The 23,303-nt window shown below is 58.1% G+C and carries 24 protein-coding genes; 12 read left to right on the forward strand and 12 right to left on the reverse strand.

Annotated elements, in window-relative coordinates; genetic code table 11:
• Window positions 1–198: 198 nt before the first annotated feature.
• Entirely contained in the window at window positions 199–807 is a 609-nt protein-coding gene (locus ACOYXE_RS11190) for a MiaE family protein (RefSeq protein ID WP_127926765.1), read from the reverse strand.
• A 159-nt stretch (window positions 808–966) separates the two neighbouring features.
• On the opposite strand from ACOYXE_RS11190, the gene ACOYXE_RS11195 reads away from it, so the two are divergent.
• Window positions 967–1,830, forward strand: coding sequence for a universal stress protein (locus ACOYXE_RS11195; RefSeq protein ID WP_160057319.1), 864 nt, complete (start codon window positions 967–969; stop codon window positions 1,828–1,830).
• 53 nt (window positions 1,831–1,883) lie between these two features.
• Here the strand turns inward: ACOYXE_RS11195 and ACOYXE_RS11200 are convergent, their stop codons facing one another.
• Entirely contained in the window at window positions 1,884–2,354 is a 471-nt protein-coding gene (locus ACOYXE_RS11200; RefSeq protein WP_038366489.1) for a DUF1289 domain-containing protein, read from the reverse strand.
• 468 nt (window positions 2,355–2,822) lie between these two features.
• Between ACOYXE_RS11200 and acnB the strand changes: the two genes are divergently transcribed.
• The gene (acnB, locus tag ACOYXE_RS11205; RefSeq protein WP_160060074.1) at window positions 2,823–5,432 is read left to right on the forward strand and encodes a bifunctional aconitate hydratase 2/2-methylisocitrate dehydratase; all 2,610 of its coding nucleotides are present in this window, start codon (window positions 2,823–2,825) and stop codon (window positions 5,430–5,432) included.
• 51 nt (window positions 5,433–5,483) lie between these two features.
• On the opposite strand, the gene ACOYXE_RS11210 is transcribed toward acnB, so the two are convergent.
• The 4 genes from ACOYXE_RS11210 to ACOYXE_RS11225 all read right to left on the reverse strand — a co-directional run bounded on the left by ACOYXE_RS11210 (window position 5,484) and on the right by ACOYXE_RS11225 (window position 9,177).
• A complete protein-coding gene (locus tag ACOYXE_RS11210) occupies window positions 5,484–7,136 on the reverse strand; it encodes a SulP family inorganic anion transporter (protein WP_460929207.1) in 1,653 nt (550 codons plus the stop codon).
• A gap of 80 nt (window positions 7,137–7,216) precedes the next feature.
• Entirely contained in the window at window positions 7,217–8,497 is a 1,281-nt protein-coding gene (locus tag ACOYXE_RS11215) for an HAAAP family serine/threonine permease (protein WP_160057317.1), read from the reverse strand.
• A 233-nt stretch (window positions 8,498–8,730) separates the two neighbouring features.
• A complete protein-coding gene (locus ACOYXE_RS11220) occupies window positions 8,731–8,913 on the reverse strand; it encodes a hypothetical protein (protein WP_160057316.1) in 183 nt (60 codons plus the stop codon).
• 69 nt (window positions 8,914–8,982) lie between these two features.
• On the reverse strand, window positions 8,983–9,177 hold the full coding sequence (locus ACOYXE_RS11225; protein ID WP_460929209.1) for a hypothetical protein: 195 nt from the start codon (window positions 9,175–9,177) through the stop codon (window positions 8,983–8,985).
• 251 nt (window positions 9,178–9,428) lie between these two features.
• Here ACOYXE_RS11225 and ACOYXE_RS11230 point away from each other — a divergent pair, with 251 nt between their 5' ends.
• From ACOYXE_RS11230 to ACOYXE_RS11260, 7 genes are all read left to right on the forward strand, one after another.
• On the forward strand, window positions 9,429–9,812 hold the full coding sequence (locus ACOYXE_RS11230; protein WP_160057314.1) for a tautomerase family protein: 384 nt from the start codon (window positions 9,429–9,431) through the stop codon (window positions 9,810–9,812).
• Between the two features lie 219 nt (window positions 9,813–10,031).
• A complete protein-coding gene (locus tag ACOYXE_RS11235) occupies window positions 10,032–10,556 on the forward strand; it encodes a cysteine hydrolase family protein (RefSeq protein ID WP_160057313.1) in 525 nt (174 codons plus the stop codon).
• 357 nt (window positions 10,557–10,913) lie between these two features.
• Window positions 10,914–11,390, forward strand: a complete 477-nt coding sequence (locus tag ACOYXE_RS11240; protein ID WP_405124126.1) for a DUF4822 domain-containing protein — start codon at window positions 10,914–10,916, stop codon at window positions 11,388–11,390.
• 15 nt (window positions 11,391–11,405) lie between these two features.
• Window positions 11,406–11,834, forward strand: a complete 429-nt coding sequence (locus tag ACOYXE_RS11245; protein ID WP_460929212.1) for a hypothetical protein — start codon at window positions 11,406–11,408, stop codon at window positions 11,832–11,834.
• A gap of 172 nt (window positions 11,835–12,006) precedes the next feature.
• Complete coding sequence (locus tag ACOYXE_RS11250; RefSeq protein ID WP_460929214.1) at window positions 12,007–12,975, forward strand: 2-hydroxyacid dehydrogenase; 969 nt, start codon at window positions 12,007–12,009, stop codon at window positions 12,973–12,975.
• 190 nt (window positions 12,976–13,165) lie between these two features.
• Window positions 13,166–14,233: a phosphotransferase family protein gene (locus ACOYXE_RS11255; protein ID WP_160057309.1), complete on the forward strand. Its 1,068-nt coding sequence runs from the start codon at window positions 13,166–13,168 to the stop codon at window positions 14,231–14,233.
• A 22-nt stretch (window positions 14,234–14,255) separates the two neighbouring features.
• Window positions 14,256–15,023, forward strand: a complete 768-nt coding sequence (locus tag ACOYXE_RS11260; RefSeq protein WP_034152479.1) for an SDR family oxidoreductase — start codon at window positions 14,256–14,258, stop codon at window positions 15,021–15,023.
• A 118-nt stretch (window positions 15,024–15,141) separates the two neighbouring features.
• On the opposite strand, the gene ACOYXE_RS11265 is transcribed toward ACOYXE_RS11260, so the two are convergent.
• The 4 genes from ACOYXE_RS11265 to ACOYXE_RS11280 form a co-directional block, all read right to left on the reverse strand.
• Entirely contained in the window at window positions 15,142–15,792 is a 651-nt protein-coding gene (locus ACOYXE_RS11265; protein WP_238785257.1) for a trimeric intracellular cation channel family protein, read from the reverse strand.
• Window positions 15,777–15,989: a hypothetical protein gene (locus ACOYXE_RS11270; RefSeq protein ID WP_160057308.1), complete on the reverse strand. Its 213-nt coding sequence runs from the start codon at window positions 15,987–15,989 to the stop codon at window positions 15,777–15,779. Before ACOYXE_RS11270 ends, ACOYXE_RS11265 begins: the two co-directional genes overlap by 16 nt.
• 697 nt (window positions 15,990–16,686) lie before the next feature.
• Window positions 16,687–16,944 (reverse strand): DUF1652 domain-containing protein, encoded by a 258-nt coding sequence (locus ACOYXE_RS11275; RefSeq protein WP_160057307.1) that lies wholly within the window; start codon window positions 16,942–16,944, stop codon window positions 16,687–16,689.
• 137 nt (window positions 16,945–17,081) lie between these two features.
• On the reverse strand, window positions 17,082–18,578 hold the full coding sequence (locus ACOYXE_RS11280) for a helix-turn-helix transcriptional regulator (protein ID WP_405124129.1): 1,497 nt from the start codon (window positions 18,576–18,578) through the stop codon (window positions 17,082–17,084).
• A gap of 205 nt (window positions 18,579–18,783) precedes the next feature.
• On the opposite strand from ACOYXE_RS11280, the gene ACOYXE_RS11285 reads away from it, so the two are divergent.
• Entirely contained in the window at window positions 18,784–18,975 is a 192-nt protein-coding gene (locus tag ACOYXE_RS11285) for a hypothetical protein (protein ID WP_160057305.1), read from the forward strand.
• A gap of 184 nt (window positions 18,976–19,159) precedes the next feature.
• Here ACOYXE_RS11285 and ACOYXE_RS11290 read toward each other — a convergent pair whose 3' ends face one another.
• Window positions 19,160–19,606 carry an NUDIX hydrolase gene (locus ACOYXE_RS11290; protein ID WP_160057304.1) on the reverse strand — a complete coding sequence of 149 codons (447 nt, stop codon included), beginning with the start codon at window positions 19,604–19,606 and terminating at the stop codon, window positions 19,160–19,162.
• A 434-nt stretch (window positions 19,607–20,040) separates the two neighbouring features.
• On the opposite strand from ACOYXE_RS11290, the gene ACOYXE_RS11295 reads away from it, so the two are divergent.
• A complete protein-coding gene (locus tag ACOYXE_RS11295) occupies window positions 20,041–20,469 on the forward strand; it encodes a nuclear transport factor 2 family protein (RefSeq protein ID WP_160057303.1) in 429 nt (142 codons plus the stop codon).
• 176 nt (window positions 20,470–20,645) lie between these two features.
• Here the strand turns inward: ACOYXE_RS11295 and mqo are convergent, their stop codons facing one another.
• Window positions 20,646–22,292, reverse strand: coding sequence for a malate dehydrogenase (quinone) (mqo, locus tag ACOYXE_RS11300; protein ID WP_160057302.1), 1,647 nt, complete (start codon window positions 22,290–22,292; stop codon window positions 20,646–20,648).
• 470 nt (window positions 22,293–22,762) lie between these two features.
• Between mqo and ACOYXE_RS11305 the strand changes: the two genes are divergently transcribed.
• Entirely contained in the window at window positions 22,763–23,194 is a 432-nt protein-coding gene (locus ACOYXE_RS11305) for a nuclear transport factor 2 family protein (RefSeq protein ID WP_095120253.1), read from the forward strand.
• Window positions 23,195–23,303 lie beyond the last annotated feature (109 nt).

A 23,303-nucleotide genomic window follows, 5' to 3' on the forward strand; every position in this document is an offset into this window, starting at 1 on the left:
CAATCGCGCTGAAGGCGTTTGCTTCAGGCAGCAAAAACCGGCCGCTGGGGCCGGTTTTCGGTGATGTTTCATACTCTTAAGAGTTTTTAACATTCAAACGCAAAAGATCGCAGCCTTCGGCAGCTCCTACAGGGAAACGCATTTCCAAGTGTAGGAGCTGCCGAAGGCTCGGGCCGCGTTCGGACGATCTTTTGATCTTTAAGTGTTGGCAGGCACACCGCTGTGGAAGCGAAACTCTTCATCCGGCGACTCGATCAGTTCCTGCTCGGCGGCGCGGACCTTGTCGATGACCTGGGCAATATCTTTCGCATCACCGTACTGATAGGCCAGCTTCAAATACCCCTGAAAATGCCGCGCCTCGCTTTTCAGCAGGCCAAAGTAGAACTTGCCGAGTTCTTCGTCCAGATGCGGCACCAGCGCTTCGAACCGCTCGCAACTGCGCGCTTCGATAAACGCGCCGACCACCAGCGTATCCACCAGTTTCACCGGCTCGTGGCTGCGCACGACCTTGCGCAAGCCCGAGGCATAACGACCGGCGTGGAGCTGGCGCAGTTCGATCTTGCGCCGTTTCATGATGCGCATGACCTGCTCGTGGTGCACCAGTTCTTCTCGGGCCAGACGCGACATCATGTTGATCAGGTCGACGTGGGAATGGTACTTGGCAATCAGGCTCAGGGCGGTGCTGGCAGCCTTGAACTCGCAGTTCTTGTGGTCGATCAGCAGGGTTTCCTGATCGGCCAGTGCCGCCTGAACCCAGGCGTCGGGGGTGCGGCAGCCAAGGAATTCGTGGATTTCGGGAAGGATCATGGGGCTCACGGTAAAAGGTGTTCGAGCGAAGGGCGCCGATTATACCGGCCTGCCCGCAGACCACCAGCGGCTGGCGTTGATATGCATCAAGTCGCGCATGATCGAGCAGCAACTATAGTTGTGCAACGCCGTGCCTTTTCTTTGCTGGAGACTCCGCTCATGCAAGCCATTCGCAGCATTCTGGTGGTCATCGAACCCGAACATTCGGAAAGCCTGGCGCTCAAGCGCGCCAAGTTGATCGCGGGCGTGACCCAGGCCCATCTGCACCTGCTGGTGTGCGACAAGAAGCACGATCACGCCGGTATGCTCGGCGTGCTCAAAGCCGCACTGCTGGCCGACGGCTACAGCGTGACCACCGAGCAGGCGTGGAACGAGAGCCTGCACGAAACCATCATCGATGTGCAGCAGGCCGAAGGTTGCGGGTTGGTGATCAAACAGCATTTCCCTGACAGTTCGTTGAAAAAAGCCCTGCTGACCCCGGCGGACTGGAAGCTATTGCGCCACTGCCCTACCCCGGTGTTGCTGGTGAAAACCGCCGGTTCGTGGAAGGACAAGGTGATTCTGGCGGCGGTGGACGTGGGCAATGCCGATGGTGAGCACCGGCATCTGCACACAACGATCATTGATCATGGCTACGACATTGCCAGTCTGGCCAAAGCGCATTTGCATGTGATCGCCGCGCATCCATCGCCGATGCTGTCAGCTGCAGACCCGACGCTGCAACTGAGCGAAACCATCGAGGCGCGTTACCGCGAGCAATGTCGAGCGTTTCAGGCGGAATTCGATGTCGATGATGAACATCTGCACATCGAGGAAGGCCCGGCGGATGTGTTGATCCCGTTCATGGCGCACAAGCTGCAGGCGGCGGTGACCGTGATTGGCACCGTGGCGCGGACCGGGCTGTCAGGGGCATTGATCGGCAATACGGCGGAAGTTGTGCTGGATGCGCTGGAGAGCGATGTACTGGTGCTCAAGCCGCAGGAGGTTGAGGATCATCTGGTGGAGTTGGCGGTGAAACACTGAACAGCCACATTTGAAATGCGATCCCTGTAGGAGTGAGCCTGCTCGCGAAGCTTCTAGGCGCCGAAAGCGTCTTTCAAAAAGCCCGGGGCGATGTAGCGCTGATAATGCGCTTCCGACAGCAGGAAGAATTCCCGATCAATGGCATCGCGCAGTTCCGGCAGGTTCCAGTCGCGAAACTCCGGCAGCAACACCATTCCGTAGGCTTCCAGATTAATGATCACCCGCGCACCGCGAGCAATCAGCTGATACGCCCAGCAATATTCCGACTGATGCGGCACGAAGCGGATCTTGCGCTGCTCCAGTTGCTCGCGCAGGCGCGCCGAATCGAAAATCTCGACCTTGCCTGCCATCACTTGTGACAGCAATTGCTCCAGACGCAGCCACACCGCGCGTTTTTCCTCCTCGTTGTACCCATTCCAGTGGATCACTTCGTGGTGGAAACGCTTGCACCCACGGCACACCAGATCACCGTAAACAGTGGAGCAGAGGCCGACGCAGGGGGTCTTGATGGTCTGATTGGGCATAAGATAGGCAAAACACTGAAACGCGGAACAGGTCGGCATGTTAGCCCTTTGTCGGGCATTGATCACCCCTCAAACATCAGGGTCTCAGTCGCACCGCGCGTTTGACCCAGACACGCGCATTGCCACGAAAGTCCAATAGAGCCCGACTTACCTTTAAATTTTTTTTGCCGTAGAATCAGCCAGCCTTTTAAGGCGCCAATGTCCGTTAGAAGCTGTTTTCAAAGCGTCACGAGCACAGTCGTTCCTTCAGAGCGGTGTTGGCGAGGGATTTTTCCAGCGGGGAAAAATCCAGCGCCAACCCTCATCAGTTCCCCGTTCTGCAGGCGTAAAACTTTGAAAGCAGCTTCTGTAAGGAATTGCCGGTAATTCTGGCCGAACGACCCACAACGTCGTGAGGAGCATGAGTACGGCAATTTCGGGATGAGCGTCCCGGACACCCATTTGGGACCACTGATGAGGGTAATAACTGTGCTTGAAGCCTACCGCAAACATATCGAAGAGCGTGCAGCCCTGGGTATCGTTCCCCAGCCGCTTAACGCCGAACAAACAGCAGGCCTGGTCGAGCTGCTGAAAAACCCTCCGGCTGGCGAAGAAGAATTCCTCGTTGACCTGATCACCAATCGCATTCCACCAGGCGTGGACGAAGCGGCTTACGTTAAAGCCGGTTTCCTGTCTGCACTGGCCAAGGGCGAAGTTTCCTCCCCTCTGCTGGACAAAAAGCGCGCTGTAGAACTGCTCGGCACCATGCAGGGCGGCTACAACATCGTCACTCTGGTTGACCTGCTCGACGACGCCGAACTGGCGCCAGTCGCCGCCGCGCAACTCAAGCACACCCTGCTGATGTTCGATGCGTTCCACGACGTCGCGGAAAAAGCCAAGAACGGCAATGCTCACGCTAAAGCCGTGCTGCAATCCTGGGCTGACGGCGAGTGGTTCAAGAACCGCCCAACGCTGGAAGACAAGATCAGCCTGCGCGTATTCAAGGTCACCGGCGAAACCAACACCGACGACCTGTCCCCTGCTCCAGATGCCTGGTCGCGTCCAGACATCCCGCTGCACGCCCTGGCCATGCTGAAAATGGCCCGTGACGGCATCGTTCCTGATCAGCAGGGCGCCATCGGCCCGATGAAGCAGATCGAAGAAATGCGCGGTCAAGGCTTCCCGATCGCCTACGTCGGTGACGTGGTCGGTACCGGTTCCTCGCGTAAATCGGCCACCAACTCGGTGCTGTGGTTCTTCGGCGACGACGTTCCTTACGTGCCGAACAAGCGTGCTGGCGGTTTCTGCTTCGGCAGCAAAATCGCTCCGATCTTCTACAACACCATGGAAGATGCCGGCGCACTGCCAATCGAGTTCGACGTTTCCAACATGAACATGGGCGACGTGATCGACCTGTACCCGCATGCTGGCAAAGTCTGCAAACACGGCACCGACGAAGTCCTGACCACCTTCGAAATGAAAACCCCGGTGCTGTTGGACGAAGTCCGTGCCGGCGGCCGTATCCCGCTGATCATCGGCCGTGGCCTGACCGAGAAGGCTCGCGCCGAACTGGGTCTGCCACCGTTCGACCTGTTCAAGAAGCCTGATGCACCGATCGAAAGCACCAAGGGTTACACCCTGGCGCAGAAAATGGTCGGCAAGGCTTGCGGTCTGGCAGAAGGCAAAGGCATCCGTCCTGGCACCTACTGCGAACCGAAGATGACCACCGTAGGTTCTCAGGACACCACCGGTCCAATGACCCGTGACGAACTGAAAGACCTGGCGTGCCTGGGCTTCTCCGCTGATCTGGTGATGCAGTCGTTCTGCCACACCGCGGCGTATCCAAAGCCGATCGACGTGACCACCCACCATACCCTGCCTGACTTCATCATGACCCGCGGCGGCGTTTCCCTGCGTCCGGGCGACGGCATCATCCACTCGTGGCTGAACCGCATGCTGCTGCCAGACACCGTCGGTACCGGTGGTGACTCGCACACCCGTTTCCCGATGGGCATTTCGTTCCCGGCCGGTTCCGGTCTGGTTGCGTTTGCCGCTGCCACCGGCGTTATGCCGCTGGACATGCCGGAATCGATTCTGGTGCGTTTCAAAGGCAAAATGAAGCCTGGCATCACCCTGCGTGACCTGGTTCATGCCATTCCTTACTTCGCCATCCAGAACGGTCTGCTGACCGTCGAGAAGAAAGGCAAGAAAAACGCCTTCTCCGGCCGCATCCTGGAAATCGAAGGTCTGGAAGGTCTGACCCTGGAGCAGGCGTTCGAACTGTCCGACGCCTCGGCCGAACGTTCGGCTGCCGGTTGCACCATCAAGCTGTCGAAAGAGTCGATCACCGAGTACCTGAACTCCAACATCACCCTGCTGCGCTGGATGATCGGTGAAGGCTACGGCGATGCACGTACTCTGGAACGTCGCGCTCAAGCGATGGAAGCCTGGGTTGCCAACCCGGAACTGATGGAAGCCGATGCCGACGCCGAATACGCCGAAGTCATCGAAATCGATCTGGCCGACATCAACGAGCCGGTACTGTGCGCGCCGAATGATCCGGACGACGCCCGTCTGCTGTCCAGCGTTGCTGGCGAGAAGATCGACGAAGTGTTCATCGGTTCGTGCATGACCAACATCGGTCACTTCCGCGCTGCCGGTAAGTTGCTGGATCAGGTCAAGGGTCAGCTGCCAACCCGTCTGTGGCTGTCGCCGCCGACCAAAATGGACGCTCACCAACTGACCGAAGAAGGCTACTACGGCATCTACGGCAAGGCTGGCGCACGCATGGAAATGCCAGGCTGCTCGCTGTGCATGGGTAACCAGGCACGTGTAGAGCCGAACAGCACCGTGGTGTCGACGTCGACCCGTAACTTCCCGAACCGTCTGGGCGACGGCGCGAACGTCTACCTGGCTTCGGCCGAGCTGGCGTCCGTGGCTTCGATCCTGGGTCGCCTGCCGACCGTCGAGGAGTACATGGAATACGCTGGCAAGATCGACAGCATGGCGGCCGATATCTACCGCTATCTGTCCTTCGACCAGATCGCCGAGTTCCGTGAAGCTGCTGCGAACGCCAACATCCCGGTCGTTCAAGCCTAACGTTGCAACGCAATGAAAAACGCCGCCCATCGTGAGATGAGCGGCGTTTTTTTATGCCTTGGGGTCTGGTTTGAGGGCTTTCTGCACGGCGCCATCGACGCTCAAACCGCTGAGGATCACACCGTTGGCCTGCACTTCAGGCAATGCGTCCAACACCGTCAGCGCTTCATGCTTGAGCCGCGCCAGAATCAATCGCTTGCCTTCCTGATGCACCCGCAGGAAAAACTCCTGCATCGCCTCAATACTGGTGCCATCCAGGTCAGGCGTCTCCTCAAGACTCAGAATCACCGTGTGCACCGGCACCTCTGCATGGCGGATCAGCCGTAACGCCGCCCCCAGAATTCGTTCAACGTTGGCAAAAAACAACGCTTCACTCGGTCGAATGATCAGTACGCCGGGTTCCGTTTGCGCAATGGGATGACGCTGCACATCGACAAAATCGTGCCCGCCATCAATCCGTCCCAACACTTGAATGTCCGCTGCCGACATCTGCTTGAGCATCAACAGCACACTGATCGCCACCGAGACCAGCAAGCCGTCCAGCACGCCCAACATCAAAACGGCCGAGACCGCACAGATAACCAGCACACGATCCCGGCGCCAGATGAAGTAGCGGCCCAGCGGCTGCAAACTCAAACCGCGACCCAACGCATGCATGACAATCGCGGCAAGAACCGGCTCCGGCGTCAGGGCAATCCACGGCAACACCGTCAACACGATGATCAACACCACCAACGCGGCTACCCCGCCGGCCCAGCGAGACGTCGCCCCTGCGGCTTCATTTGCCGAGGTCGCCGAGTATCCAGCCCCTGCCGGCATGCCATGAAACAACCCGGAGAGCAGGTTCGACGCTCCCAGCGCCAACAGATCACGGTTTGAGGTGACGCGGTCGCCATGCTTGAGCGCATAGGAACTGATCGATCCGTAAGACTCCGCATACAGAATCATCGCCAACGCAAACCCCACCTCCCCCAGTCGTAGCCAGTCGGCGAACGGCAGCGCCGGCAGGTTGGGGACGTCCAGGCTGAGGTCGATAATGCCGATCATCTTCACACCATGCGCTGGCAGGTTCAGCCATTGCCCGGCGGCGATGCCGATCATTACCACCAGCAAGCCACCGGGTAGACGAGGGAATCGTGAAAACAGCCCGAGCAATACCAGCGCAACGGCAGCGACACCTGCGGCCGGCCAGTTCCATTGCGGCAGTTGCTCAAGCAGTTGCGGGGCGAAGCGCACCAGATTGGCGTCGGTCAGATGCACGCCGACCACACTGGCGACCTGCTTGAGAATGATCGTCAGCGCCAGACCGAAGGCGAATCCACGCAAAACCGGTTTGGCGATGAAGGACGTGACACTGCCCAGACGAAAGGCCCCGGCCAGCAAAAACAACACGCCCGTGACCAAGACCAGACCAACCGCCAACGTTGAGCGTAACTGCGGGTCTCCATTGGCCAGGGTCGCCGTTGCCGCAGCCAACACGGCGGCCGAAGAGGAAGTGGCCGAGACAATCGCAAAACGACTGGTGCCGAACACCCCGTAACACAACAGCCCGGCAAACAGGGCGATAACCCCGGCCTGTGGCGCCAGAGCGGCGATGGTCGAATACGCCACCGCTTCGGGCAGCAAGAGGCCGGCTATCGATAGGCCGGCCAGCACATCCTGCCAGCGATTGGGTGGTTCAACAGGTTGCGGGGCGCTCGACAATCCACTGTCTCCAGACGAAAAAAAGCCGCTGCATACACCGTATGCAGCGGCCACTGTAGCTGAGTATCTGGAGTTGTGGCTTACGCGGTCAGCGAATAAATCAGCGCCGAAATCGCCACCAGACCTACTGCGGTGACAAACACGTTAGACGCCTGACCACGATAACGCGCCATCGCCGGCACCTTACGGATGGCGTACATCGGCATCAGGAACAGAATCGCTGCGATCACCGGGCCGCCGATGGTTTCGATCATGCCCAGAATGCTTGGGTTCAGGGTCGCCACGATCCAGCACACCACCAGCATGAACGCCGCCACGATGCGATCCAGCGCCTTGGCGCCCGGACGTTTGCCGCTTTTGATGATCAGGCCTTTGAGACCTTCGCTGGCGCCGATGTAGTGACCGAGGAACGACTTGGAGATCGCCACAAACGCAATCAACGGCGCCGCGAAGGCGATGGTCGGATTGCTGAAATGGTTGGCCAGGTACGACAGGATCGACAGGTTCTGCGCCTTGGCTTCCGCCAGTTGCTCCGGCGTCAGGGTCAGCACGCAGCTGAAGACGAAGAACAGCACCATCGCCACCATCAGCAGGTGCGCGCGGGACAGGATCTGCGAGCTGCGCTCTTCAGCGTGGACGCCATAACGACGCTTCTGATCGACCGCAAACGCCGAGATGATCGGCGAATGGTTGAACGAGAACACCATCACCGGAATCGCCAGCCACAGTGTGTGCAGCAACGCCGACGGCGCTGGCACGTGCGAAGCAGTAGCAAGGATGCCGCCGTTCCAGTGCGGAATCAGGTACACCGCGAGGAACAGCAACGCGACGATAAACGGGTAAACCATCAGGCTCATCGCCTTGACGATCGCCTGCTCACCGCAGCGCACCACGGCCAGCAGACCGAGGATCAACACGAACGACAGCAGCGCGCGCGGTGGCGGTGTGATGTGCAGTTGGTGTTCGAGGAAACTGGCGACCGTGTTGGTCAGGCCAACACTGTAGATCAGCAGGATCGGGAAAATGGCGAAGAAGTACAGCAAGGTGATCAGCGCACCGGCCTTGATGCCGAAATGCTGCTCGACCACTTCCGTGATGTCGGCGCCTTCGCGACCGGAAAGTACGAAACGGGTCAGGCCACGGTGCGCGTAGAAGGTCATCGGGAACGCCAGCAGCGCGAGGACCACCAGCGGCCAGAAGCCACCCAGACCTGCGTTGATCGGCAGAAACAGGGTTCCGGCGCCGATGGCCGTCCCGAACAGTCCCAACATCCAGGTGGTGTCCTGGCGATTCCAGCTCGAAAGTTCAGCGGGTGCTGCTGCATCAAAGCGCTCTTCGACGCTATTGGCCTGATCATTCATCCGGTCGGATCTCCGCATTCCGGTCACTTGCCACTCGGTCAGGACGCGTCGGAAAAAACCGACAGACATGCTCCGGCCGAAACAGGGGCGCGATTCTCCGCGATAAATGAGCAGAAGCAAAGACTTAGCTGAGGAATGGTTGTGCGGAGCAGATCCGTTTGGTGTCGTTTTCGGGAAATTATCTGTCGTAAACAGGTATTCATGATGTCGTTAACAGGCACATGCAAGGGTATTCAGAGGGCTCGAGCCAACACCATCACGAAAGCGATCCCCACCGCACCCATCAGCATTCCAAGGCCAAACAGCAAAACCGTTTCACGCCTTTCGGCTTTGCGAAAGGGCTTCATGGCTTCTCTGAACTCAAACTCCTCTTGATACAGTCGGTCTATCCTGGCTCTGCTTTCCTCTGTGCTCATACTGCCCCCTTCCCTTTTTTTGGTGCTCTGAATCAACACGCATGCGCAACGGCAACCTGCTGCGCTCTCTTACAGCTTCAGATAAAGCCCAACGGCGGTGGCAATTGCAGTTAATGCCCCAGCCCCCACCACAAGGGGATACAAAAAAGTCTCAGGTTTCAGTTTTGCTTCCTCCGCCAAGAGCTTGCGCCTCTCCGCACCGAGCTTTTGGGTTTCCGTTTGTAGCCTTTCGAGCTCCACATTTTTGTGGTCATCAAGATGCATGAACCTTCCTTGGCTGCTGACAGTTAACGCTCGGGAAGCTTTTCCATCCTGGACCACCTCCCATTGCTGCCCCATGATTTCGCGTGGACCGTCTGCCCGATAGCAGATGGCTCTGCCAAATGCGTAGGTAAAATCCTCGAGTTTCGTAGGTAGCCTCATACAAAAACAGCAACGAGGTCATCACCCCATACTTTCAATCTGGTTGATATGTTCTAGCGTGAATGAGTCCCCTCCCACCGGAGTCTCTGCCCATGCCCCTCGTTCGCGTCGACATCAAACAAAACCCCGACCCAACTTTCGCCAAACGCATCGGTGAGCAGATCTATTCCGCCCTGCGCAGTTGTATCGATGTGCCGGAGCACGACAACTTCCAGATCCTCACCGAGCACGATGGCCAGCACTTCGTCTACGACCCGCAGTATCTGGGAATCCAGCGCAGCGACGGCGTGGTGTTCATTCAGATCACCATCAGCGAAGGGCGCTCGGTAGAGAAGAAACAGTTGCTGTTCAAAACCATCGCCGAAAGCCTGCACACCCAACTGGCGGTGCGCCTGGAAGACGTCTTCATCAATCTGGTGGAGGTGAAAAAAGAGAACTGGTCATTCGGTAACGGCGTTGCGCAATACGTCACTTGAGCGGGTGATTGACAGCCCGGCATCGGTGCCAGCATGATCGGTTCCATGAACATTCGCGCGCTGCAACGCACCCGCACCACCACGACCGCCACCGGCGGGCCGTGGTGTTTGTGCGTGAGGTAAACCCAGCGCAGCAAACCCAGGGCCCCGCCAGCAATGGACGGGGCCTTGTTGTTTCTCCCGTCCGTGCGGCATCTGCAGCACTCAAGGAGAAGCACCATGCCCGCAGCACTGTTGATCATCGATATGCAGGTCGGCCTGTTCCACGGCCCGGAAAAGCCCTGCGACGGCGAACGGATTCTGGCCAACATCCAGCGCCTGATCGCTCAGGCACGCGCCAGTCAAGTGCCAATCTTCGCCGTACGCCACACCGGCCCGGAAGACTCACCGATTGCCGCTGGCAGCCCATTCTGGCAATTGCTGCCAGCGCTTGAACTGGACGCTGATCTCGACACCCTCTTCGACAAATCCCGGCCGAATGCCTTCCATGGCACTCAATTGGCTCGGCAACTCGAATCCGCGCAAGTCGATGACCTTTATATCGTTGGCATGAAAAGCCAGTTCTGCATCGACAGCACCTGCCGCGCCGCCGCAGACCTCGGCTTCAAGCCACTGCTGGTCGTTGATGCTCACACTTGCATGGACACTGCTGCGCTACCGGCCGCAGCGATCATCGAGCATCACAACGCAACCCTCGGCGGCGCCTTCGCGCGGTTAATCGACAGCGCGCAAGTGACGTTCTGAAAAAGCGCCTCTTGAAATCGACGCAACTTCATTGACTGCAGTTGCGTCAATCAGGAATTTGTAACCCTATTCCCCGTCCTACAACACCGTGTAGGTCATTAATATAAATCGCGACATTAATGACAGAACTCGCCAACAAACAAGCTCATCACACACCCACTACTCAGAATTTTCCTACAACTAATAACACCGAAAAAACCTGCAACAAAACACGACCAGAAACCAAACAACAGGCATTTGTTACAAGCAACTACGCAGCCATTGAATATCCCTCCACAGCGGGTCTATATTTTTCACGCCGTGAGTTCAAAAAACCAATAGCAAGCGATCTTTAAAGTTTTTCAAGAGGATCACCGCATGCAAAAGAACCTGATGACCGGCCTGTTGTTGGCCGTACTGTTCTCCTCGCCCGCCAGCGCTGACGTCCGCGAACTGGCCTCCTCGCCCCGCTGGCTGACAACCCGGGTATATATCGACGGTGCCCCTGAAACCGACGTTAAAGCAAAGTATCCCGATGTCGTGGGGATATCGACGTGGGATCCCGAGCGTAATCGCTATGAGTTCTTTTACGCCGACACAGGCGAGTCAAAGTACAGCAAGGGTGGTGGAGGTTACTTCTTTGTCACCGGCGATCAAAAACAGCACGTACTGGTGCCTGATATCGGCCCCACCAAAACGATTGTCAGGCAGCTGGAAACAATGAACAGCGTTGAATTCACTTATTCTCGGGAAGTCCCTCGCGACATGATGGAAAACAACTCGCTGGTGCGCATTCATGTCGTTCATGCACCGTATACCGGAACTATTGAAACAAAGTCCGCCATCAAACAATAAAGCCAGGAGTCGATGATGCAAAAGTCACTTAAATCCCTGCTGATTTCCACGTTAGTTGTCTCATCGGTATATTGCGCCGGTGTCAACGCGCAAGCCGCCACCCAACCCGTCAAAAATGCAGTTGCCACGGCCGACAACGCCATGATGCTGACCGTGTTTCTCAAACATGATCAGACCCGTCCGTTGAACGAGCTCAAAGCCCAGCTGACGCAACAAGGCTTTTACAAAACCTTTCCTCCCGCCGGGGTCGAAGTGGTGAGCTGGAACATCATGATGGGCATTGGCCAGGTGGTGACCGTGCGCTTCCCCGCCTCCAGACTGGCAGAAGTGAACCTCGCCCTGGAAAACACCGCGTGGGGCAGTTACCGAACCGAGTTTTATCCGACCTACGATTTCAAGCCGATTGCCCTGGCTGAACAATCCAAAGCCCAAGCGGCCCAATGATGCCGACAGCACAGCGGATCACCGGTGTGCTGCCTCCCCTTGCTTCTTGCCCGAAGCCGTCCAGAATCAAAAGCACCACTGCGTGAATGACAATGATTGCCAAGCCGCTGCGGATTCAGCACTCTGAAACGACTTTCGCAACCAACCCGCCGACGTTCACAGGAGCCGCGCAATGCCCGCAACCGTTCTGGTACTGGTTGAAACCATCAATGACTATTTACCGATTCTCGAACATCAGGGCTTTCACCTGATCCTCGCTCCCACGCCCGCCGAACGTGCGCAGGCCATTGCCACCCAAGGCAGCCGCATCGACGCAGTGCTGACCCGTGGCCCGCTGGGCCTGACTACCGATGAAATCGCCGCCCTGCCCGCGCTGAAGATCATTACCGTCATCGGCGCCGGTTACGAACAGGTCGACCTGCAAGCCGCCAGCAACCGTGGCATTACCGTCACCAACGGCGCCGGCGTCAACGCCTCGTCGGTGACCGACCATGCGATGGCAATGTTGTTGGCACTGGTACGCGATATCCCGCGTTGCGACGCCGCCGTACGCCGGGGTGAATGGCCGAAGATCATGCGCCCGTCACTGGCGGGCAAACGCCTGGGTATTCTCGGACTGGGCGCAGTGGGTATGGCGATCGCCAAACGCGCCAATCTCGGCTTTGACATGGAAATCAGCTATCACAGCCGCCAGGTGCGCAGCGATGTGCCTTATGCGTTCTGCTCAACGCCGACCGAACTGGCGCGGGCATCGGACTTCCTGATCATTGCCACGCCTGGCGGAATCGGCACACAGCATCTGGTCACTCGTCCGGTGCTGGATGCGCTCGGGCCGAAGGGCTTTATCGTCAACATCGCCCGCGCCAGTGTGATTGCCACGACGGATCTGATCACGGCGCTTGAACAACGCCGAATTGCCGGTGCGGCACTGGATGTGTTCGACCACGAGCCGCAAGTGCCCGATGCGCTGAAAACCCTGAGTAACGTGCTGCTGACGCCACACGTCGCAGGCCTGTCACCGGAAGCGACGCAAGGCACAGTGGAACTGGTGGGCAAAAACCTCGTGGCATTCTTCTCCGGCGAACCGGTGCTGACGCCCATCGCTCTTCCACCGAAACTCAACAACCAGCGCGTGCACTGACCAACACCCGACCGCTGCAGAAACGCCGCAGCCTGCGGCGGCTTGTGCATAGGGCTTCTGCGCTTATTCGGAACGCTGATTATCCGGCAACACGCTAACCTATAAGACCGTACCGCGCTTGTGAGCAATCGGGCGCGCCATTAGATTAGCCAATGATGTCTGGCCTCCAAAATAAGCAGAAGGGATAAGCATGGCGCTTACTGACCAGTCCACCCGTATCCGCTCTGGCGAAGAACTCGATGCCAGCCTGATCGATCCGTACCTCAAGGCGCACATTCCGGGCCTCAGCGGCACACCTGCGATCAGCCAGTTCCCCGGCGGTGCGTCGAATCTGACCTACCTGCTGGAATACCCGGAACAGGAATTCGTCCTGCGCCGTCCGCCGTTCGGCCACAAGGCCAAATCCGCCCACGACATGGGCCGCGAATTCCGCATCCTCAATCAATTGCGTGACGGCTTCCCGTATTGCCCGAAAGCCTACGTGCACTGCACCGACGAATCGGTAATCGGCGCCGAGTTTTATGTGATGGAACGGGTCAAGGGGATCATCCTGCGCTCGGAACTGCCGCCGGAACTGGGCCTCGATTCGGCAAAAACCGAAGCGCTGTGCAAAAGCTTCATCGATCGCTTCGTCGAACTGCACCGCGTCGATTACAACGCCTGCGGCCTCGGCGACCTGGGCAAACCGGAGGGCTACGTCGCGCGCCAGATCAAAGGCTGGAGCGAACGCTACGAAAAAGCCCTGACCCCCGACGCGCCACACTGGGAAAAGGTCAAAGCCTGGCTCAACGACAAGATGCCGGCCGACCACCCGACTTCAAGCATCGTCCACAACGACTATCGCTTCGACAACGTCATCCTCGATCCGCAGAATCCGATGCAGATCATTGGTGTTCTGGATTGGGAACTGACCACCCTCGGCGACCCGCTGATGGACCTGGGCAACACCCTCGCCTATTGGATTCAGGCCGAGGACCCGGCGCCGGTGCAACTGATGCGCCGCCAGCCGAGCCACGCACCGGGCATGCTCACCCGCCGCGAGTTCGTCGATTACTACGCCGAGCGTTCGGGCATCCAGATCGACAATTTCGACTTCTACTACACCTACGGCCTGTTCCGTCTGGCCGGCATCGTGCAGCAGATCTACTACCGCTTCTACCATGGCCAGACCCAGGACAAACGCTTCGCGCAGTTCATTCACATGAACAAACTGCTGGAGCAGATGAGCTTGCAGGTCATTGCGAAATCGAGCCTCTGACGGCCCACACCCAGGAACCCTTATGTCCAAGACTCAGTTGTTCGACCTCGACGGCAAAATCGCTTTCGTTTCCGGCGCCAGCCGTGGCATCGGTGAAGCCATCGCCAAACTGTTGGCCCAGCAAGGCGCCCACGTGATCGTCTCGAGCCGCAAACTCGACGGCTGCCAGCACGTCGCCGATGCGATCATCGCTGCTGGCGGCAAAGCCACCGCAGTGGCCTGCCACATCGGTGAAATGGAGCAGATCAGCCAGGTCTTCGCCGGGATCAAGGAACAGTTCGGCCGCCTCGACATTCTGGTCAACAATGCCGCGACCAATCCGCAATTCTGCAACGTGCTGGATACTGACCTGAGCGCATTTCAGAAGACCGTCGACGTGAACATTCGCGGCTACTTCTTCATGTCGGTCGAGGCCGGCAAGCTGATGCGCGAAAACGGTGGCGGCAGCATCATCAACGTCGCGTCGATCAACGGCATTTCGCCGGGGATCTTCCAGGGCATCTACTCGGTGACCAAAGCGGCGGTGATCAACATGACCAAAGTGTTTGCCAAGGAATGCGCGCAGTTCGGCATCCGCTGCAACGCCCTGCTGCCGGGCCTGACCGACACCAAATTCGCCTCGGCGCTGGTGAAGAACGATGCGATTCTCAAGCAAGCGCTGACGCAGATCCCACTCAAGCGCGTGGCGGATCCGAGTGAAATGGCCGGTGCGGTGTTGTACCTGGCCAGTGATGCGTCGAGCTACACCACCGGGGTTGCGCTCAACGTCGACGGTGGATTTCTTTCCTGATCCGGATCTGAAATCGAATTTGTAGGAGCTGCCGAAGGCTGCGATCTTTTGATCTTGATCTGAATAAATCAAAGTCAAAAGATCGCAGCCTTCGGCAGCTCCTACAGGGATTTGTGTATCAGGCAATGACTCTGGGTAACTGCCAGCCAAAATGCACCGACAGCAAACGCAACATCAAACACCCCGCCCCCGCCAGCAACGCCGCCGCTACCGGTGAAACGCCCAACCTGCGCGCAACGATCAACACCGCCGCACCGACAAACGCCGAGCTCGCATACAAATCCGCCTGCAACACCACCGGTATCCGCGCCAGCACAATGTCACGAATCACCCCGCCGCCAACGCCGGTGATCGTGCCCATCAGCATCGCCACAAACGGCGTAATGCCGTAATTCAACGCCTTCTGCGCACCCGCCACGGCAAACAACGCCAACCCCGCAGCGTCCAGCACGATCAGGGTTGAACCGGACCAGCCCAGCACCTGCTCATGAAAGACAAACGCCAGCCCGCCCATGAAAAACGCCAGTGCCGGATAGCGCCAGTCGGCCACGGCATTGGGTGGCGTCGCACCAATCAGCAAGTCACGAGTAACCCCGCCGCCGAGGGCGACGATAAACGCAATCACCATCACCCCGAGCAAGTCGAGCTGACTGCGCATCGCCGCAATCGCACCTTCCACGGCAAACACCGCCGTACCGGCCAGATCGGCCACCAGCACAATCCGCTCAACCCGGGACTTGCGCCCCGCCGGCGCTACTGCGTGACGCAACGGGTGGTGGTGATGTGTCGAGTCACCTGCCCGTCGGCGTACACGTCACCGGCGACTTCAGTGTTTTCGAGCACCTGGCAAGTACGTTCCGGTGGCGGAGGTGGCGCTACCGGTGGAGGTGGCGGTGGACTGGCACAACCCGCCAGCAAAACGGTAAAAAAAACCAACGGCAACACGCGTTTCCCAAGATTGTTCATAGGACGACCCGCGATGAATGGAAGAGCAACTCCCGCGACCCAACCGACCACGGAAGACCTGACCACTCATTCTTTATAGCCGAGCGCCCTGCAAGCGCCAGTGAATCGGCCGGATCGGGAGAAAGTGGCTGTCGATTTTGCGTTCGGATTCGAGAGGATTGGCAACTTGAAATGTGCTTTGCCAGACAAGGCCTCTTCGCGAGCAGGCTCACTCCCACAGGGATCATGTACATCTGGAAGATATTGGTCGGCTGTCAGGCCGCCATCGCGAGCAGGCTCACTCCTACAGAAAAGCAAAAGCAAAAGCAAACCGCATCGGCTTCTAACCACTCAACAGGATGAGCGTTAGCTCGGCTGCAGCTCTTGATCTTGCCGTGCTGGCCCCTTCGGCAGGCTGAGTGGAGGGATTGATCCGGGGGTGGGAGCGCAGCGACCGTTTGGCGAAGCCAAACACAGCGAGAGGAGGTGCAGCGAAGCAAACCGTAGGCGCTGCCCCCGGATCGATCCCGGAACGAAGGAACCCCGAGCTTTAGCGAGTGGGCCGAACGCCGGGGCCCAGCCTTTTGGTTACTTTTTGGCGTCTGAAAAAGTGACCCGCTGTAAGAGCGGAACCGCCAGCCGCAGCCCCCGAAGAAACGGATATCCCCCCCAACCCCCAAGAGCATGGTCGGCCCAAAGGCCGCCAAGCTCAAAAGCCCTAAGCCAAACCCGAATCCCGAGACGAACGCAAAGAATTGCTCTCAAGCTCATACCGCAACTCTTCAACCAACGCCTCGACCGACTCAGGCGAACGCAACCCATCAAGCTTCAACCCACTGATCACCAGATCCACCTGCCCCGACACCGGGTGATAAAGCTTTACGGTAAGCGAATGATCACCATCCACCAGACACTCACACGCCAGCGGCGAAAAACTGCGTTCAAGCTGAGCGCGCAACTGCGCAAGATTCATCATTGCAGCTGTTCCTTTACCAACTTCGAAGGGACGCGACCACAAACCTCAAAAGGCTTGCACCGCACCCCACCAGACTAAGAACAGCCGCCGCCCGCCAACACCTCAAATTGCACCAGACCCACTAGTGCATTTGCACCCTATCGCTGACCCTTGCCACCCGACTCCCCGGAGAACAATCCACGCTCCCGCGCCCAGACAATCGCCTCACTGCGACTGTGCACATCCAGCTTGGAATACACCGTGGCGACATGATTACGCACCGTGTTCGGCGCGAGTTTCAGCCGCGCCGCGATCTCCTTGTCCGCCAGCCCTTCACAGATCAGCCCCAGCACATCACGTTCACGCGCCGTCAGATCGGTAAACGAAACGGTAGGCAATTGCGGCGAGTTGACCTTCTTCACATTGGCCAGTTTTTCGATCAGCGTCCGACTGAACCACGAAGCATCTTTCATCACCTCCTCAATCGCCGCCACCAGTTCAAGCTCGGTGCGCTTGCGCTCGGTGATGTCCATCAACACCAGCAAATAACACGGTGTGTCCTGAATATTCACGGTGTCGGCGGACAGCGCACATTCGAGCAGATCCGCATCCTTCCTGCGCACCCGCACATCCACCCGATCGACTCGCCCGTTTTTCGCCAGCGCCGCCAGCAACCGAGTACAAGCGCCGCTGTCATCGATGAAATCCAGCTGCGTGACGGTTTTGCCGAGTACGTCCTCGCTGTCGTAGGCCAGGGTTTCGAGGAAGGCCTGATTGACGTCGATCACCTGCTGCTCGTCGGCACTGCAAATCAGGATCGGCACCGGCGTCAGGCGAAACGCCTTGGCAAAACGCTCCTCACTCTGGCGCAACGCCACTTCCGCCTTGTGCCGCAGCTCCATGTCGACAAAGGAGAACAGCATGCAATCCTCATCGTTGAGCGTCAGCGGCTGGCCCGCCACGATCACCTGCTTGCTGCTGCCATCGGGCAGGCGCAATTCGGCCTGCATCTGCGGGATGGTCGCGACATCGCGCAGGCGCTGAATCGCCAGATCGCGGTGTTCGGCCTGCTCGAAAATATCGATTTCATAAGAGGACGTGCCAATCACTTGCTCACGGGTGTACCCGGTCATGTCCAGAAACCCCGAATTGACCTTGATGTAACGCAGATCACTGAGCCGGCAGATCACCGCCGGTGCCGGGTTGGCGTTGAACGTCCTTTCGAAGCGTTGCTCGGCGTTGGCCCAGTCGGTGACGTCGCTCATGATCAGCACCAACGACTCGGGCTGCCCTTCGCGATCGGTGAGAATCATGCTGCGCACGCTGTGCACCCAGATGCGCTCGGGGTCGTCGCTCGGCGACACTTCAATCAACACGTCATTGAAACTCTCACAGCGCGCTACCCGGCTGATCGGATAGTTTTCGGCGGTGATCGAGTGATTATTGCGATAGCGCAGGTTGAATTTCTTGGCGTATTCGTCGGCATTGTGGCCCAGATCGGTGATCCGCTTGACACCGTGCATGACCAGGGCCGCTTCGTTGGCCCAGAGAATTCTCTGATCCAGCTCCAGCAGAATCACACCGTCGGACAGCCCGGCGATAATCTGCTGCAACTGGCGGCGGTTGGTTTCGGTGGTCAGGACTTCCTGGCTCATTGGATCTCCACAAGTGATACGCCCATGTGAAGAGTACGACCGCGGCGACCTCTGATCGTGCCGAGCATAAATGTTCGCAACGGTACAAATCTCTTTGTAGGCCTTCGCGGCACATTCGCGACTTCCGGCTTTGTCGTCTAACGTTAATACCTCATCGGATTGAGCCCCTGCCCGCAACACCGGGCTCTTGATCAAGGAGAGACTGATGACGTCGCGTCGCAACATCGAACAGACCTACCGCGCCTGGTCCAGCCCGATTCTGCTGGAGCTGAAAAAGCGTGAACACCAAATGGCGCCGGTCGAGCGTCAGGCGCTTGAGAATGTCCTGGTGGAAAGAAGGTTGCTGGACAGCGGCGGCCCGGAGGGTATTGAACGTCGTCGCAACAACGGTGGCTGATACTCAGTTTTCGCGACCAGGCTCGCTCCCACCCTGATCGAGGTCGGTCACAAAACTTGTGTTCACCTGCAATCCTGTGGGAGCGAGCCTGCTCGCGAAGAGGCCGGTACAGAAACCGTCATCACTTGGGCCGCGATTGCCAAACTAACCACGGCGCCCCGATGAACCTCTCCTTCGCCGATTCTCAAACCAGCAATCCGGCATTCTCCAGCATATCGTGCAAACCTTTCGGTACCAAAGGCGCTAGCGCGCTGAAGCTTGAGCTGTCGTGCCAGCGCGCGGTGAAGGGAGCGCCGTCGCTTTCATGTCCATCGATCTGTGGGTGCGCGTAAACGCTACGGTCGATAAACGTCGCGTCATACACCTGAACGATTTCATGACCCGGTTTGCCGTTGTAGACGAAGAGGCTTTCGAGTGTGCCGAGCAGGCGCACGTCACTCACGGACAGGCCCAACTCCTCCTGCACTTCGCGCACGATCGCTTCGGCGCTGGTCTCGCCAAATTCAATACCGCCGCCAATAGGCCGAAAGCAGGTTTGCTGGCTGACCGGGTCACGGAACTCATTGACCAGAATTTTGCCGTTGTGATGAAAAACGCAAAGTGCGAGGGCGCGGATCCGTTGTTCGGCCATGGGTGACGTCCATTTCCAGCTCTGAAGGCGCGGCATTTAAACACGATTCGCGCGCAACTCCTCCGACATCACCCGGTGGCCATCTCAGACCGGAGAAATCGTTGCAAGCAGGCCGATCAGAATGGTCAGTGTCAGAAAGCCACCCAGAAAAATCGCCATCTTGTTCATGTTGCTCTCCTCAATGCTGAGCTTGCGGTGCACTGGGCGCTTCGGAATGAAGGACTGTCGCGAGTGACCGCACTGCCGGGGCATTTTGAGCGTTTGGCTGCGCCGGTAACAGCGTCAGATAAGACGAAAAAATACGGATCAGATACGCATCTGATCTGCACCGGCCATGGGCCGATATTCAGGTCGGCACACAAGGGTTTCCTTTCACTGAGATTGATCTAGAGTCATGGCGGTCGCCAGAAAACCAACAACATCGCGGAGTGCACATGACTGACCTGAACCTGCAAGCCAACGTCGCCGAATCCCTGAAGCAATGGCACGAAATGATCCGCACCGGCAGTTTGAGCGCCCTGCCCTCATTGCTTGATCCGCAAGCCGTGTTCCGCTCGCCGATGGCGCATACGCCTTACCCGGGTGCGCCGGTAGTGTCGATGATCCTCAATACCGTATTTGAGGTGTTTGAAGACTTCATCTACCACCGCGAACTGGCGACTGCCGATGGCTTGAATGTGATTCTGGAGTTCAGCGCCAAGGTGGGTTCGAAGGAGCTGAAAGGTATCGACATGATTCGCTTCAATGAGCACGGCAAGATTGTCGAATTCGAGGTAATGGTTCGCCCGCTGAGCGGATTGCAGGCGTTGGGGGAAGAGATGGGGCGACGACTCGGCGCTTATCTGGCCAAGGCAAAAGCCTAAACACCTGAGCACAGATATAACCCCGTAGGAGCTGCCGAAGGCTGCGATCTTTGACTTTTCTTCAAGATCAAAAGATCGCAGCCTTCGGCAGTTCCTACAGGGACGTAAAGGGCAAATGCAAAAAAAAGCCCACTGACCGTCGCCGGTTCAGTGGGCTTTGTGTGTCAGGCGGCTAGTTACAGCGCCATGTCACGTGCAGCGTTTTCCTTCGGCGCTTCAGCTTTCTCAGCTGCAGGTGCCGCAGGAGCAGTCACCTGACCGATCACTGGAGGCGTCGGCAGTTCGAGGATCTTGGCGGTGTAGGCCCATTCTGCAGCCACTTTGGCTGGATCGCTGTTCAGCTGAGTGCCGTAGCTTGGCACGATCTGGTGCAGCTTGGTTTGCCACTCAGGCGATGCAACTTTGTCTTTGAAGACTTTCTGCAGCACGCTCAGCATGATCGGTGCAGCGGTCGACGCGCCTGGCGATGCGCCCAGCAGGCCGGCGATGGAGCCGTCTTGTGCAGCAACGATTTCGGTGCCCAGTTTCAGCACGCCACCAGCGGCTTCATCACGCTTGATGATTTGCACGCGTTGGCCGGCTTGCCACAGGCGCCAGTCTTCGGCTTTAGCGTTCGGGAAGTATTCCTTCAGCGCGTTCAGACGGTCTTCATCCGACAGCATCAGTTGACCAGCCAGGTACTCGACCAGCGGGTATTCCTTGATGCCGACCTTGGTCATAGGCCAGATGTTGTGAGTGGTGGTGCTGGTCAGCAGGTCCAGGTACGAACCTTCCTTCAGGAACTTGGTGCTGAAGGTCGCGAATGGGCCAAACAGGATGACGCGCTTGCCGTCCAGAACACGGGTGTCCAGGTGCGGAACGGACATCGGTGGTGCGCCAACCGAGGCTTTACCGTAGGCCTTGGCCAGGTGCTGTTCAGCGATGGCCGGGTTATCGGTCACCAGGAACGAGCCGCCTACCGGGAAGCCAGCGTATTCCTTGGCTTCAGGAATGCCCGACTTCTGCAGCAGGTGCAGTGCACCGCCGCCAGCGCCGATGAAGACGAACTTGGCGTCGGTTTCGGTTTTAGTGCCGTCTTTCAGGTTTTTGTAGCTGACGCGCCAAGTGCCGTCGGCATTCTTGGTGATGTCCTGCACTTCGCTCGACAGTTTCAGATCGAAGTTAGGCTTGGTCTGCAGGTGGGCAGCGAACTGGCGGGTGATTTCGCCGAAGTTCATGTCAGTACCCAGCGGGCTCCAGGTGGCCGCGATTTTCTGGTTCGGGTCACGCCCTTCCATCATCAGCGGAACCCACTTCTTGATCACAGCCGGGTCTTCGGAGTACTGCATGCCGGCGAACAGCGGGCTCGCTTGCAAGGCTTCGTAGCGCTTTTTCAGGAACTTGATGTTGTCATCGCCCCACACGAAGCTCATGTGCGGAGTGGTGTTGATGAACGAGCGAGGGTTCTTCAGAACGCCTTGCTGAACCTGCCAGGCCCAGAACTGACGGGAGACCTGGAACGCTTCGTTGATCTCGACGGCTTTCGGGATCGTTACGTTGCCTTTGTCGTCTTCCGGGGTGTAGTTCAGCTCAGCGAGCGCCGAGTGACCGGTACCGGCGTTGTTCCAGCCGTTGGAGCTTTCCAGGGCGACGCCGTCGAGGCGCTCGACCATTTCCATCGACCAGCTTGGCTCCAGCTCATTGATCCACACACCGAGGGTGGTGCTCATGATGCCGCCGCCGATCAGCAGGACGTCGACTTTCTTTGCTTCGTCAGCATTGGCGGATGTCATCCCCATCGCCAAAGCCAGACCCAGCAGGGCTGTGTTCACTTTCTTAAACATCTGTTGCACCTATGATAAAACGCCTTCCGCCCGCCGCTGTTATCTGTATGCGATCCGCTTTGATGACGCTCAGGCTAGCGTCGCAGATTCCGGCACACTTCAATTTTGACGGGTGGGCACACAAGGCCGACATGTTGCATCGACCTCAGTTAATGTCCCTTCTGAACTGACTTCTTATCATTATTGGCTCAGCTACTTGAGCGACAGGGATTCCGTCGGCCCGCCCTGAGGCAAGCAAACTGAATAAGGTCAAACCAAGTTGGCGCGAAGAATATCACGTCAGGGCAAACCCGCGCGTCTGTTCCCGACCTGAGAGTCTTTTTCCGCTCTGGACGGTATCGGCCGATGAAGGCTGAACATGACCCCGACGATTAGCGCTTTGGGGCAGTGCCTTATCCAATCATTATCTGCTAGGTTGTACGATGACTGACGAACCAGTCATCACCCATAACAACAAGGAAACACATGTCATGACCAAGACCCGACTCCTGATCGGCTTTCTCTGTGCCTTCAACGGTTACGCCATGGCTGCGTCTGCCCCGGCGGAAAAAGATGTCGCCCAAGCGGTGGATCATCTGACCCAGGCAATGCTGCACAAGGACATCGCCGAACTGAACGCCCTCACCGCGCCCAACCTGACCTACGGCCATTCCAGCGGCAAGATTCAGGACAAGAAAGAATTCATCGCCGATATCGAAACCGGCAAGAGCGCGTTCAAGACGCTAGAGATGCAGAACCAGACCATTACCCTGTCCGGCGATACCGCGCTGGTGCGCCACCACTTTTCCGCGCAGGCGTTGAAGGGGACCGAGGTGATACCGACCGAGATCGAGAATTTCCAGATCTGGCAGAAGCAGGACGGCAAGTGGTTGTTGGTGGGGCGGCAGGCGTTCAAGTTTTGATCGGGGTTAACTGACTCTGAATAGATGTTGACTGGGCTGCCCTCTTCGCGAGCAGGCTCGCTCCCACAGGGGAACGCATTCCAAAGGTGGGAGCGAGCCTGCTCGCGAA

It is taken from the genome of Pseudomonas sp. MC6 (assembly GCF_054790575.1).

Coding starts and splice junctions, on each gene's coding strand:
- ACOYXE_RS11235 (WP_160057313.1), top strand. CDS start 10,032: ATGCCCGCAGCACTGTTGATCATCGATATGCAGGTCGGCCTGTTCCAC.
- ACOYXE_RS11195 (WP_160057319.1), top strand. CDS start 967: ATGCAAGCCATTCGCAGCATTCTGGTGGTCATCGAACCCGAACATTCG.
- ACOYXE_RS11280 (WP_405124129.1), bottom strand. CDS start 18,578: ATGAGCCAGGAAGTCCTGACCACCGAAACCAACCGCCGCCAGTTGCAG.
- ACOYXE_RS11255 (WP_160057309.1), top strand. CDS start 13,166: ATGGCGCTTACTGACCAGTCCACCCGTATCCGCTCTGGCGAAGAACTC.
- ACOYXE_RS11230 (WP_160057314.1), top strand. CDS start 9,429: ATGCCCCTCGTTCGCGTCGACATCAAACAAAACCCCGACCCAACTTTC.
- ACOYXE_RS11215 (WP_160057317.1), bottom strand. CDS start 8,497: ATGAATGATCAGGCCAATAGCGTCGAAGAGCGCTTTGATGCAGCAGCA.
- mqo (WP_160057302.1), bottom strand. CDS start 22,292: ATGTTTAAGAAAGTGAACACAGCCCTGCTGGGTCTGGCTTTGGCGATG.
- ACOYXE_RS11190 (WP_127926765.1), bottom strand. CDS start 807: ATGATCCTTCCCGAAATCCACGAATTCCTTGGCTGCCGCACCCCCGAC.
- ACOYXE_RS11290 (WP_160057304.1), bottom strand. CDS start 19,606: ATGGCCGAACAACGGATCCGCGCCCTCGCACTTTGCGTTTTTCATCAC.
- ACOYXE_RS11260 (WP_034152479.1), top strand. CDS start 14,256: ATGTCCAAGACTCAGTTGTTCGACCTCGACGGCAAAATCGCTTTCGTT.
- ACOYXE_RS11200 (WP_038366489.1), bottom strand. CDS start 2,354: ATGCCCAATCAGACCATCAAGACCCCCTGCGTCGGCCTCTGCTCCACT.
- ACOYXE_RS11220 (WP_160057316.1), bottom strand. CDS start 8,913: ATGAGCACAGAGGAAAGCAGAGCCAGGATAGACCGACTGTATCAAGAG.
- ACOYXE_RS11275 (WP_160057307.1), bottom strand. CDS start 16,944: ATGATGAATCTTGCGCAGTTGCGCGCTCAGCTTGAACGCAGTTTTTCG.
- ACOYXE_RS11305 (WP_095120253.1), top strand. CDS start 22,763: ATGACCAAGACCCGACTCCTGATCGGCTTTCTCTGTGCCTTCAACGGT.
- ACOYXE_RS11270 (WP_160057308.1), bottom strand. CDS start 15,989: ATGAACAATCTTGGGAAACGCGTGTTGCCGTTGGTTTTTTTTACCGTT.
- ACOYXE_RS11250 (WP_460929214.1), top strand. CDS start 12,007: ATGCCCGCAACCGTTCTGGTACTGGTTGAAACCATCAATGACTATTTA.
- ACOYXE_RS11285 (WP_160057305.1), top strand. CDS start 18,784: ATGACGTCGCGTCGCAACATCGAACAGACCTACCGCGCCTGGTCCAGC.
- ACOYXE_RS11240 (WP_405124126.1), top strand. CDS start 10,914: ATGCAAAAGAACCTGATGACCGGCCTGTTGTTGGCCGTACTGTTCTCC.
- ACOYXE_RS11245 (WP_460929212.1), top strand. CDS start 11,406: ATGCAAAAGTCACTTAAATCCCTGCTGATTTCCACGTTAGTTGTCTCA.
- ACOYXE_RS11295 (WP_160057303.1), top strand. CDS start 20,041: ATGACTGACCTGAACCTGCAAGCCAACGTCGCCGAATCCCTGAAGCAA.
- ACOYXE_RS11225 (WP_460929209.1), bottom strand. CDS start 9,177: ATGCATCTTGATGACCACAAAAATGTGGAGCTCGAAAGGCTACAAACG.